The organism is Allobosea sp. 2RAB26 (assembly GCF_052115465.1).
Lineage (GTDB): Bacteria > Pseudomonadota > Alphaproteobacteria > Rhizobiales > Beijerinckiaceae > Allobosea.
In genome coordinates this window covers 325,848-337,794 of the sequence record NZ_JBFRGS010000006.1, presented here as the reverse complement: position 1 = coordinate 337,794, position 11,947 = coordinate 325,848, and the positions used below count along the sequence as shown (strand labels likewise).

The following is an 11,947-nucleotide window of genomic DNA, read 5'->3' as shown; positions in this document are numbered from 1 at the left end:
ACGGTGGACGACATGCTTAGGCACAACCGGAACGGGCCATCTACGCTGCCGCCCCGTCCTGATTTCATCGCGCTGGAGCTGGCCGCGCAACGCTCGGCCGAGCAAAGGGTAGCCTTTCTGTCGTTGATAGGCGATCTCAATTTCGCCTGGTCCAACAATGAGAGCATGTTCATCTATGTGCTGATGCTGCTGCTGGACACGGACGAGGCGGCTGCAGCGATCGTCTTTTCCACGCTCAACACGACGCGGGCGCGCCTCGACCTGGCGCAGCGCCTCGCCAAGGTCCGGATCACGGACAAGGGGTTGCGCGCCGAGCTTGACGCGGTTGTCGAGGCCTTTTCTGCGGCAACGCGGCTGCGCAACGATCTCAACCACGCCACCTTCGTCGTCGACGCGAGCGGGGCGATCACACACACACAGAGCATGAAACTGGAGGAGGCCCGGGGCAGGCTGCGTTTCGGCACCCGCCGCCCCGTCGACCATGCTCGGCTCGACGAGATCGCGGCGGCGACGCAGGAACTCTATGCTCTGAACCGGCGGATCTGGGATCTCCTCCCGCAGCTCGAACGCGGCGTGGCCACGTCCTGACCTTGCTTGGCATCGCTCCGAAAAGTGGAGTGCGGTTTTCGGGAAAGCCGATGCAAACACAGGCGGTTAGACCGTCGGACTGGATATGATATCCGGTCCGATGATCTAGGAAAGGCGCAGCCGCGTCTCCGCATCGAACAGGTGTAGCCGGTCGAGATCGCATGCGAGTTTCACTGCCGCTCCGGCGGCAGGTACGAAGCGGCCATCAGCCATGCCGACCACTTCGCGGCCGGCGAGCTTGACGATGACCTGCGTCGTGACGCCGAGGGGTTCGGCTACGACCACCGTGGCATTGAGCTTCTGCCGCCCCGCGGAGGTGAGGTCGGGTGCATCGAGCGGCTCGACCGTGAGATTGTCGGGCCGCAGGCCCATCAAAACCGTGCTGCGGTCGCCGAGGCGCGCGGCCGCGTCAGGGGCGAGAGTGAGCGCCGCGCCACCGGGCTCCAACGCCAGCGCGGGCATCCCGTTCTGCTGGACCACGGAGACCTCCAGCAGGTTCATCGTCGGCGTGCCGATGAAACCGGCAACAAAGGCGCTCGCAGGGGTGTGAAACACGTCGAGCGGCGTGCCGACCTGCTCGATCCGTCCGTCGCGCATGATCACGATTCTGTCAGCGAGAGTCATCGCCTCGATCTGGTCATGCGTCACATAGACGATCGTGGTGCCGATCGACTGGTGCAGCCGCTTGATCTCGGTGCGCATCTGGCCGCGCAACTGGGCGTCGAGATTGGAGAGCGGTTCGTCGAACAGGAAGACGGTGGGATCGCGCACGATGGCGCGGCCCATGGCGACGCGCTGGCGTTGGCCGCCGGAGAGCGCATTCGGCCGGCGTTCGAGCAGGTCGGTCAGCCCAAGCAGCGCGGCCGCTTCGCGTACCTTGCGGTCGATCTCGGCCTTCGGCAGTTTTGCAGCGTAGAGGCCGAAGGCGATGTTCCGGTGCACCGTCATATGCGGGTAGAGCGCATAGTTCTGGAACACCATCGCGATGTTCCGGTCCTTGGGCTCCAGCGTGTTCACGATGCGGCCGCCGATCGAGATCGTGCCGTCGCTGAGGCTCTCGAGCCCGGCGATCATCCTGAGTGTTGTCGACTTGCCGCAGCCTGAAGGGCCGACCACGACGATGAACTCGCCATCGGCGATCTCGAGGTCGATGCCGTGGACAATGCCGACATCGCCATAGCGCTTGACGACCTTGCTGAGCGAAACGCTGGCCATCGGCTCAAAGTCCCTTCGGCGCGGAGAATGAGGCAATGGCGCCGGACAGCGTCTTGCCCGCTGCGGCGTCCCGCGCAGCGTGACGGGCAATCAACTCCCGCGCCTCTGCAGCCTGTGCCTCGTAGAGGGAGAGGCTTTCGGCGATCGCGGCAGGGGCCGGTCCGCCTGGGAGCGTCCGCACCGAGACGAAATACTCGGGCGTCACGGCCTCGCGGAATTCGGCCTCGGTCAACACCGGGTCGCGGTCGGTAACCTCACGGAACAAGGCGACGAACTCGGCATAGGGCACCGTGCCGAGGGTCTGCCGGGTCGCCTGCAGGTGCTTTGCCATCGCGGCGGCGACATGATGCGTGATGGCGAAGGGCAGTTTTTCGCGGCGCACCAGCGTGTCGGCGAGCTCGGTGATCGTGGCGTAGGACGCCTCGATATTCGCCCGCGCCCGCGTCTCGTCGACCTTGGCGGATGCGAAGACCCCGCCGAGAAGGCTGAGCGCGCGTTCGGCCATGACGAAGGCTTCGTAGCCCTGACCGTGCACCTCGTGCTCATTGTCGTTCATGTCGGTGAAGGGCGTATTGTGCAAGGCGAGCAGCACCGCGTCGCATTTGCCCGCGGTGAGCGAAGCCATCAGGCGCAGATGCTCGACGGGAACCGGATTGCGCTTCTGCGGCATGATCGAGGAGATCTGCACGAAGCCGTCGGAGAAGCGTAGTTGCCCGACCTCGAACGAGGTCCAGAAGGCGAGGTCCTGCGCGAAACGGCCGAGATTCAGCGCCAGCACCCGCAGGGCCGAATAGACGCCGGCGGTATAGTCGCTCGAGGCGATGCAGCCATAGGAGTTGCGCAGGAAATCGGGGAAGCCGAGCAGGTCTGCGACGCGGGCGCGGTCGAGCGGGAAGCCTGTCGTGGTGATGGCAGCTGCGCCCATCGTGCTGAGGTCGACGACCTCGCGCGCCTGCATCAGCCGGGTCACGTCGCGCAGCAACACCTCGATCACTGCGCCGAGATAGTGGCCATAGGTCGAAGGCTGGGCCGGCTGGCCGTGCGTATAGGCGAGGATCAGCGTGCCGGCCTCCTCGCGCGAGCGCCGGATCAGCGTTGTGATCAGGTCGAGCAGCTGCAGGCCGAGCGTGTCGAGCCGCTCGCGCAGCGCGAGCTTGAACAGGGTGTGGTCGATATCGTTGCGCGAGCGCCCGGTATGCAGGCGCCCGGCGATGTCCTTGTCGATCAGCGCCGCGAGCTTGGTCTCGATGAAGAAGAACAGGTCCTCATGCTCGCCGGTATAAGCGGCGGGTTCGGCTCCGGTGAGTTCACGTTCCACGATGTCGAGAGCGCCAAAGATCGCCGCCGCCTCGGGGCGGGTCAGCAGGCTTTGCTCGGCCAGCATGACGCCATGGGCGCGGTGCAGGCGCAGGAGATGCGCGAGATGATGCATCTGGCTATGGGCAAAGCCCGGCGCCAGCACGGTGCGGGCATAGACCGGCGCCGGAAAACGGTCGTCGCTGCCGGAAGGGGCGTCGGGCGTAAGCGCGTTCATGCGAGAATCAGCCTTTCAGGCCCGCGAGCACGACGCCGCGGATGATGTAGCGCTGGAAGATGACGAAGACGACGAGCGTCGGCAGCGTCGCGATGGTGGCGCCGGCCATGATCAGCTCCCAATCGGTCAGGAACTCGCCGGAGAACGAGGCAAGGCCGACCGGCAGTGTGTAGAGCGCACGGTCATTGGTGGCGATCAGCGGCCAGAGGAAGGCGGTCCAATTGCCGAGGAAGGTGAAGATCGCCAGGGCCGACAGCGCCGGCGTCACCAGCGGCAAAGCCACCTTCCACCAGATCGCGAATTCGCCGAGCCCATCGATACGCGCGGCATGGATGTAGTCGTCGGGCACGCCGGCGAAGAACTGCCGCATCAGGAAGACGCCGAAGCCGGTCATCAGTCCGGGAAACATGATGCCCCAATAGCTGTTCAGCCAGCCGAAATTCTTGGCCATCAGATACCAGGGCACGACCAGCATCTCGGTCGGGATCATCAGCGTCGTCAGGATGGCGATGAACACCACCTCGCGGCCGCGGAACTTGAACTTGGCGAGCGTGTAGCCGATCAGCGAATCGAAGAAGAGTACGGACAGGGTGACGAGGAGGCTCGTCACCAGCGAGTTGACGAACCACAGGCCGAAGCGCGTGTTCTTGAAGATATAAACGTAGTTCTCGAAGGTCGGTTCGCGCGGGATGATGTTGAGTTCATAGACCTCGTTGGAGAGCTTCAGCGAGGTTGCGACCATGTAGAGCAGCGGCATCATCATCGCGATGGCGCCCATGGCGAGGAGCGTCCAGGCGAGCACCTGGCCGGGACGAGCGGCGAGTTGCAGCCGCCAGTTCGGCATCGGGGACGCGGCGGAGGTTGCCGTGCTCATGATTTCTCCCGCATCAGCCAGAGTTGGAGGAGGCTGACCGTCAGAAGGATCACGAACAGCACCAATGTCTGCGCCGCCGCATAGCCCATCTGATATGAACGGAAGGCGGTCTCATAGATGTAGAGCACCAGAGGCTTGGTGCTGTTCAGAGGTCCGCCGGCGCCGTTGTCGGTCATGTTGTAGACCGTGTCGAAGATGCGCAGGAAGCCGATCGACGAGATCACCACCAGGAAGACGATGGTGGGCTTGAGCAGGGGCAGGGTGATCTGGCGCAGGATCATCCATTTGCCCGCGCCGTCGATCCGCGCCGCCTCGTAATAGCTCGACGGAATGGCACGCAAGCCCGCCATGAACAGCACGATCTGGAAGCCGAGCCCGGCCCAGATCGCCGGCGTCAGCACTGCATAGAGCGCCTGCGTCGTCGAGCGCAGGAAGGGCTGCGCATCGAGCCCGACCGCGTTCAGCATGTTGTTGAGCAGCCCGATCGGTGGCGGCTGGTAGAACCAGCGCCAGACCCAGGCCATCGCGACTGTCGTCGTCAGGTGCGGGATGAAATAGCAGGCCCGGATCAGGCCATGCGCGAAGCGGACCTGATCGAGATAATAGGCGATGACGAAGGACAGGAGCAGGCTGAGCGGCGTGCCGACCATGAGGTAGATGAACGTGTTCTTGAAGGCGAGCCAGAACACCGGATCGCCCATCATCTTCCGGAAATTGTCGAGCCCGATGAAGACCGGTTTCGAGAGCAGGTTCCACTGCATGAAGGCGATGCCGAACGATTCCAGTGCCGGATAGAATCGGATCACCGCGAAGAATGCGATCGGCACGGCAAGGAACGCCCAGGCCGTGAGTGCCTGCTTCGTCTCGATCGTCAATCCCGCGTAGCCCCGCATGCGTCGCATCCCCGTTCCGGCGTCCCCGCTTTGTGTCGTCCGATTAAATCAAGTCCGTTGATTTAATACGAAGCCGGCGACATGATGCAAGCCCTGCTTCGCGCCAGGCCCACAGGCTCTGCATTTCAATCGGAAGGTTCGCGCCGCTCATGAGCGTATCCGGTCTCGCCCCGTTCGATCGCCGCGGCCATCATCGCCGCGTGGTGATCGAGGCGTTGAGGCGTTCCGGTGCAGCCTCGCGCGCGGAGATCGCCGAGGCGACCGGGCTCTCGGCCCAGACCGTCTCGACCGTGACTGACGAGCTGTGTCGCGAAGGACTGGTGAGCATCGTCGGCCGCCGCGCTTCGGCGCGCGGCCAGCCGCCAATCGATCTCGCGCTGGCGCTCGATGGCGGCTTTGCCGTCGGTGTGCAGGTCGAGCCTGGCCGCATGACCGGTATCTTGGTCGATCTCGGCGCCCATGTCCGGGCCGAACGCAGCATCGATTGCGATACGGGGCGCCCCGATCTCGCCCTCCCGAGCCTGATTGCGCTGGTTGCCGGGTTGGTCGAGCAAGGCCGCATTGCGCGGGCCCGGCTCTGGGGCGTCGGCATCGCATTGCCGGGCCCGTTCGGAGATGTCGCGGAGAGCGAGCAGGATCCGCTAGCCATGGCGGCCTGGTCTCGGCTTCCGTTTCGCGAGGCCTTCTCTGCGGGGCTGAACCTGCCCGTCATCGTCGGCAACGACGCGACGGCTGCGGCAATCGGCGAGCATCTGCATGGGGTTGCGCGCGATCTGCGCAGCTTCGTCTATCTCTATCTTGCCGAAGGCATCGGTGGCGGCCTCTTCGTCGAGGGACAACCGGTGACCGGCGCCTTCGGCAATGCCGGCGAGATTGGCCGCATGATCGTCGGCCACGACCCTGATCGGGGTGGGCTTGTGGCGCTGGAGGCGCGGGCTTCGCTGCATGCGTTGCGTCGGATGCTGGGTGATGCCGGCGTCGGGGATGCGGACAGCTGTGCGGTTGAGCGTCTCTTCGAGGGTCACGAGGCGATCGTCGCTTGCTGGATCGCCGAGGCGGCGCGCCATTTGCGCATCGCCATCGCCAACATCGAGAACCTGCTCGATCCCGAGACCATCGTGATCGGTGGACAGGTGCCGGAACGGGTCCTGGCTGCCCTGATGCAGGCCATCGCGCCGCTGCCGGCCTCCGTCAGCCAGCGCAAGGGCCGGCAGCAGCCACGCTTGCTGACCGGGCGCGCTGGCCGCAATTCGCCGGCTCTCGGCGGCGCGACCTTGCCCTTGTTCAGTGGCCTGACGCCGCATCCGCGAGCAGCAAAACTGCCGAAACCGGCGCGTGCGGCGAGAGCAACGGAGCTAGGAAAAACCCGTCCGGCCAATGGCAGGCGGGATCTGGCGGCGGGGAGCTGAGGCCATGGTGCCGGCTTGTCCCGCAATCGAGATCGAACCGGCCAGCCTATTGGTGGAGCGGTTGGTAGGCGAGGGCGCCCGTCGCGGCGTCCTGTACGATCTGGCCGAAGGCCTCGGACTCGATGAAATGCCCGGCGGCAACGATCGCCCCGGTTCTGGCTGCATGTTCCGCCACGGCGCGGCGGCTCTGCCGCGCCTGATCCTGGTCGCGATCGGCACGATGGCACCACTCGGGAACCGCGATCTGGGCCGGGTTGTGCCAGCTGTCTCCGGCGATCAGGACGGGGCGGCCCGCACCTTCTATCAGGATCGCATGATGGCCGGCGGTATGTCCGGGAGCCGGCAGGAGCGAGGCGGTTATTTTGCCGCTGTCGAAGATCGGCAGTCCAGCCTCTGCGGCCTCGAGCCGACGGCTCTCGACGATGGGCGCGATGCTGCGCCGGAAGGCCGCGACATGGTGCGGCAGGGCGGCTTCCTCGCCCTGAGCCTGCCAGTGCGCGATCTCGGCTGCCGGCGCGAGATAGCGCGCCTGGCTGAAGCGGAGAGCGCCGGTCTCGTCGAGTGCCCAGCCGACATGGTCGAGATGGAAATGGCTGAAGACCACGAGCGAGACTGCGTTCGGATCGAGCCCAGCGGCCTTGAACTCCTCTGGCAGCCGGCCGCCGAGCCCGTCGAAATAGGGACTGGGACCGGGGCCGAGGCCGGCATCGACCATGAGGATGCGGCCATCGCGGCAGAGCAGCGCGAAGACGCCGAAGCGCGTGTGGAACATCCCGACGGGGAACCAGCGCGCCGTCAATTCAGGATGCGCCGCGAAATCGGCTTCGGGAAACGCATAGCGCGAAGCAGCCGGCGCTGGCGCGGCATCGGTCAGCGCAAACAGCGTTGCGCCATCGAGGTCCAGTCGCCGCATTTCAGTCTCCAGCCACAGATGCGGGCCGGCGCCCGCCTGTTCCACGCCTGCCATCCTTCACCAGGGACAACAAGGGAGAGTAGACCATGACGACAGACAACCAGGGCTTCCGCCTCAGCCGGCGCAGCTTCGCGACCGGGGCCGCGGCCGCCGGCCTGACCGTGGCGGCGCCGAGTGTGCTGCGTGCCCAGACCGTGCAGATCGAGTACTGGCAGTACTTCTTCAAGGAACGCGTCGAGGCGATGGATGCGCTCATCCAGCAGTTCGAGGCTGCCAATCCGGGCATCAAGGTCAAGCACACGCACTTCCCCTACGCCCAGTACCGGACCAAGACGGCGGCTGCCGTGCCGGCGGGCGAGGGACCCGATGTCCTGCAGCTCTTCTTCGGCTGGATGCGCGAATACGCCAAGTCGAAGCTGATCCAGCCGCTGCCGGCCGAGCATTTCAACGTCGCCGATATCGACAAGAACTATTTCGAGTTCGTCCGGATGATGCGGACGAACGAGGGATACTGGGCGCTTCCGACCGCCGTCCGCAGCCTCGGCCTGTTCTACAACAAGACGCTGCTGAGCAAGCCGGGCGCATCTGGTGGCAAGCCGCCGGTGACGCTTGACGACATGCTGAAGAACGCGCTGGCCGTCACCGAGCGCGACTCGCGTGGCAACATCACCACGGCCGGCGCGACCATCGGCATCCCGTCGCAGGACTACCATTGGTGGCGCGAGATCCTGCTGCGCCAGTTCGGCGGCAAGCCCTACTCGGACGATGGCCGCACCGTGACCTATGCCAACGACGCGGGGGCCGCCTCCTTCGGCTGGTATACCGATCTGCAGCGCAAGCATAAGGTCGCTGCGGCGGGCTTCCTCTCCGAGAGCCAGGCGGCCTTCAAGGCCGGCAAGGCGGCGCAGCATGTCGACGGTTCGTTCCGCCTCGGCACCTTCAAGAGCGCGCGTGGCTTCGATTGGGGCGTCTCGGAAATGCCGACCCATAACGGCATTGCCAGCAACTACGCCTCCTATTGGGTCAATGGCCTGGCGTCGAGCGCGACCGGAGCCAAGCGCGATGCAGCGCTCAAGTTCCTCGCCTTCATCACCACCAATGACGCGATGCAGCTCTGGTTCGAGAAGACCGGCGAGCTGCCGGCCAAGCCCGAGGTCGCACTGAGCGCCAAGAACCTGGCCGATCCGCTTTCCGGCCCGATGCTGGCTGGCCTCAAATACGCCCATGCCACCGATTTCGTGGCGGAAGAGGCTCAGGGCCAGATCTTCCAGGACATGCTCGACCGGGTGCTGCTGCAGAACCAGGATCCGCTCGCGGCCCTGAAGGAGGCTGCCGCCGCCGAGCAGAAGCTGATCGACGACTACTACAAGGCCTGATCCAAGGCTTTGGTCCAAATGTGCTGCCGCCCGGTTCTCCCGGGCGGCAGCGCTGATCTCAGGTCGCCGGCCGCGCGACGACGGGGACGTACTCGTCCAGATCCTCATCGGCGAAGTTCACGGTCCGGCCGAGTTCCGCCGAGCGATAGAGCGCCATCAGCATGTGCACGACGGCGACGCCGTCGGCAAAGGTCTCCTCCGGCATGGTGCCGCGCCGGAACGCCTCGACGAAATGCCGGTTCTCCAGCGTGTAGCCATAGACGCCGGCTTCGTCCTCCAGCACGGGCATCAGGCCGTGCTCGGCATTCTGCTTCTCGACCAGGTCCTCGCCGCTTGCGCCGCTGACCGCGCGCGAGATGAAGATCTTCAGTCCCGTGTTCAGCGAGCTGAACTCCATCGCATATTCCGGCCCGAGCAGTTCGAGCGTGATCCTGAGGCCGGGGCCGACATAGGCCCATGACGTCGTCGCCTCGATCATCAGCTCGTTGCCGTCGGGGTCCCGCAGCGTGATCAGCCCGCGTGCAAAATCCTCCGACGGCCGCTTGGCATAGTCGACCTCAGGGCCCATCCCAGCCTTGAGCTGCTTGACATAGGCCGGCCGGTTCCATTTCAGCGTCGCGACGGTGGCATTGGCGGAGACCAGGGTCAGCGCATCGCGGGGCTCGCCCGGCGCGGTCAGCAGATGGCGGGCGACCTCGACGCTGTGGCACATCATGTCCGAGAGCACGCCGCCGCCCTGCTTCTCGCCCTGCCAGAACCAGGGTTCGTGCGGGCCGCTATGTTCTTCGGCGGCGCGCGCGATATAGGGCCGACCGGCGCCGGGCACGGCGCGACGCCAGATGATCTCGCGCCCGCGCTGCACCGCCGTCGAGAACAGCTGGTTCTCGAGATAGCCGTGCAGCAGCCTGGCATCCTCGGCCAGCCTCAGCATCTCGCGCGCCTCGCGCAGTGTCCGGCCCAGAGGCTTCTCGCAGGCGATGGCGCGCAGGCGGGACCGGCCGGACGTTACCGCCGCGTGGATCTCGCGCATCGTCTCGACGCGCGTGTGGTTCGGGCTCAGCAGCCAGATCGCGTCGATCTCGCCGGAGGTCAGCATGGCCTCGAGGCTGGCGAACGCCTTGCAGGGGCCAAGATCGAGTTCGTTCGCCCGCGCCGCGAGGGCCGCGCGGCGTTCCGCGCGCGGCGAGTAGACCCCGGTGACCGCGACATTGCGGACTCCCATCAGCGCCGTCAGATGGAAATGCGCGATGAAGCCGGAGCCGACGAAGCCGATCCGCAGGGTGGGAAGCAGGGAGTGATCGGGCATGGCCACCTCGTGATCAGTCGCGCGGGTTGAGAACGTCATTGAGCGCATCGCCCAGCAGGTTGAAGCCGATCACGACGACGACGATCGCGAGCCCGGGCCAGATCGCCATCCAGGGGGCGTCCACCAGGAACTGCCGAGCGGCGTCGAGCATGCTGCCCCAGGACGGATCGGGGGGCGCCTGGCCAAGGCCGAGAAAGGCGAGGCTCGCCTCCGCCAGCACAGCGATCGCCGTGGTCAGCGTGGCCTGCACGACGAGCGGCGGCATGATGTTGGGCAGGATATGCGAGATGATGACCTTGCGATGCGACGCGCCGAGCGAGACCACCGCGCTGACATAGTCTTCTTCCCGCACGATCAGGGTCTGCCCGCGCGCGAGCCGCACGAAGATCGGCATCGCCGAGATGCCGATGGCCATCATCGCGTTCTGCAGGCTCGGGCCGAGGAAGGCGGCAAGCGCGATCGCCAGAACCAGGAACGGACAGGCGAGCAGCGCGTCGGTCAGGCGCGAGATCACGATGTCGACGACACCGCCGAAATATCCGGCGATCAAGCCGAAGGGCACGCCGAAGACCAGTGCGATCGCCACCGAGAGGAAGCCGGCCGCGAGCGAGGCCCTCGCGCCGAAGATGATGCGCGACAGGACGTCCCGACCCAGATCGTCGGTGCCGAAGGGGTGGGCGAGTGTCGGGCCGAGCCGGATCGCCGACCAGTCCGAGGCATTGGGATCGTAGGGGGCGACCCAGGGGGCGAAGACGGCCATCAGCGCGAAGACGAGCACGATGCCACCGCCGATCAGCGCCGAAGGCTCGCGCAGCAGGCGCTCCCACCCCGTACGGGTCCGCACCGGGACAGAGGGCGCAATGATCTCGACCTGGCTCATCCGCGCAGCTTCGGATTGAGCGCGGCATAGGCGATGTCGGCGAGAAGGCTCATCAGCAGGAAGAAACCGGCCGCACACATCACCACGGCCTGGACCACGGCGTAGTCGCGGCTGAAGACGCCGTCGACGATCATCTTGCCGAAGCCGGGAATACCGAAGACCTGTTCCGTCAGCACGGCGCCGGAGAGGAGCTGCCCGAATTGCAGCGTGCCAAGGGTGACGACCGGGATCAGTCCGTTGCGCAGCGCATGGCGGACCACGACGACATGTTCGCTGAGGCCCTTGGCGCGCGCCGTGCGGACGAAATCCTGCTTCAGCACGGTCAACATCGAGCTGCGGGTATGGCGCATGATGATGGCGCCGGAGGCGGCGCCGAGCACGAGGCTCGGCATGGCCATGGTCCTCAGGTTGCCGAGCGGACTTTCGAAGAAGGGGACGTAGCCGCCCGACGGCAACCAGCCGAGCGAGACCGAGAACAGCAGGATCAGCATGATCCCGAGCCAGAAGCTCGGGATCGAGAGGCCGGCGAGGCCGAACAGGCTGACGGCGTGGTCGAGCACCGAACCGCGCCACAGGGCGGCGATGATTCCGGCGGGGATTCCGATCGCGACTGCGATCAGCATCGAAAGCGTCGCGAGTTCGATCGTGACCGGCAGTTTCTCGGCGATCATCGTGCCGATCGGCAGTCGGGTTCGGATCGAGAGACCGAAATCGCCCTGCACGAAGGCGCTCAGCCAGCTCCAGTATTGCACTGGCAGGGGCTGGTCGAACTGGTACTTGGCGCGGAGGTACGCGATGATCTCGGGGCTGCGATCCTCGCCGGCGAGTGCGAGCGCGGGGTCGCCGGGCAACAGCTTCTGCAGCCCGAATACCAGGATCGAGACCAGCAGCAGCGTCGGCACCGCGACGGCCAGACGCCCCGCCAGGAAGTTGATCATTCCGCGCCCCTCTCGGCCGCC

Annotated in this window: 11 protein-coding genes; 3 read left to right on the top strand and 8 right to left on the bottom strand. The window is 65.8% G+C overall.

Annotated elements, in window-relative coordinates; translation table 11 throughout:
• The first annotated feature begins 12 nt into the window (after window positions 1–12).
• Window positions 13–588: a hypothetical protein gene (locus AB4118_RS14105; RefSeq protein WP_441490311.1), complete on the top strand. Its 576-nt coding sequence runs from the start codon at window positions 13–15 to the stop codon at window positions 586–588.
• Between the two features lie 105 nt (window positions 589–693).
• Here AB4118_RS14105 and AB4118_RS14100 read toward each other — a convergent pair whose 3' ends face one another.
• Genes AB4118_RS14100 through AB4118_RS14085 form a run of 4 tightly spaced genes read right to left on the bottom strand, consistent with a single transcriptional unit; the run spans window position 694 to window position 5,104 of the window.
• Entirely contained in the window at window positions 694–1,803 is a 1,110-nt protein-coding gene (locus AB4118_RS14100) for an ABC transporter ATP-binding protein (protein ID WP_441490310.1), read from the bottom strand.
• Window positions 1,804–1,807: 4 nt separating this feature from the next.
• Window positions 1,808–3,337 carry an argininosuccinate lyase gene (gene argH / locus AB4118_RS14095; RefSeq protein WP_441490309.1) on the bottom strand — a complete coding sequence of 510 codons (1,530 nt, stop codon included), beginning with the start codon at window positions 3,335–3,337 and terminating at the stop codon, window positions 1,808–1,810.
• Window positions 3,338–3,344: 7 nt separating this feature from the next.
• Window positions 3,345–4,211: a carbohydrate ABC transporter permease gene (locus tag AB4118_RS14090; RefSeq protein WP_441490308.1), complete on the bottom strand. Its 867-nt coding sequence runs from the start codon at window positions 4,209–4,211 to the stop codon at window positions 3,345–3,347.
• The gene (locus AB4118_RS14085; RefSeq protein WP_441490307.1) at window positions 4,208–5,104 is read right to left on the bottom strand and encodes a carbohydrate ABC transporter permease; all 897 of its coding nucleotides are present in this window, start codon (window positions 5,102–5,104) and stop codon (window positions 4,208–4,210) included. The genes AB4118_RS14090 and AB4118_RS14085 overlap by 4 nt, the downstream gene beginning before the upstream one ends.
• A gap of 149 nt (window positions 5,105–5,253) precedes the next feature.
• Here AB4118_RS14085 and AB4118_RS14080 point away from each other — a divergent pair, with 149 nt between their 5' ends.
• Window positions 5,254–6,513, top strand: a complete 1,260-nt coding sequence (locus tag AB4118_RS14080; RefSeq protein ID WP_441490306.1) for an ROK family transcriptional regulator — start codon at window positions 5,254–5,256, stop codon at window positions 6,511–6,513.
• Window positions 6,514–6,559: 46 nt separating this feature from the next.
• On the opposite strand, the gene AB4118_RS14075 is transcribed toward AB4118_RS14080, so the two are convergent.
• The gene (locus AB4118_RS14075; RefSeq protein WP_441490305.1) at window positions 6,560–7,426 is read right to left on the bottom strand and encodes an MBL fold metallo-hydrolase; all 867 of its coding nucleotides are present in this window, start codon (window positions 7,424–7,426) and stop codon (window positions 6,560–6,562) included.
• 86 nt (window positions 7,427–7,512) lie between these two features.
• Between AB4118_RS14075 and AB4118_RS14070 the strand changes: the two genes are divergently transcribed.
• The gene (locus tag AB4118_RS14070; protein ID WP_441490304.1) at window positions 7,513–8,802 is read left to right on the top strand and encodes an extracellular solute-binding protein; all 1,290 of its coding nucleotides are present in this window, start codon (window positions 7,513–7,515) and stop codon (window positions 8,800–8,802) included.
• Between the two features lie 58 nt (window positions 8,803–8,860).
• Here AB4118_RS14070 and AB4118_RS14065 read toward each other — a convergent pair whose 3' ends face one another.
• The 3 genes from AB4118_RS14065 to AB4118_RS14055 are packed head-to-tail and all read right to left on the bottom strand — an operon-like array spanning window position 8,861 to window position 11,926.
• Window positions 8,861–10,108 (bottom strand): Gfo/Idh/MocA family protein, encoded by a 1,248-nt coding sequence (locus AB4118_RS14065; RefSeq protein ID WP_441490303.1) that lies wholly within the window; start codon window positions 10,106–10,108, stop codon window positions 8,861–8,863.
• A 13-nt stretch (window positions 10,109–10,121) separates the two neighbouring features.
• Window positions 10,122–10,988, bottom strand: coding sequence for an ABC transporter permease (locus AB4118_RS14060; protein WP_441490302.1), 867 nt, complete (start codon window positions 10,986–10,988; stop codon window positions 10,122–10,124).
• A complete protein-coding gene (locus tag AB4118_RS14055) occupies window positions 10,985–11,926 on the bottom strand; it encodes an ABC transporter permease (protein ID WP_441490301.1) in 942 nt (313 codons plus the stop codon). The genes AB4118_RS14060 and AB4118_RS14055 overlap by 4 nt, the downstream gene beginning before the upstream one ends.
• Window positions 11,927–11,947: the final 21 nt, after the last annotated feature.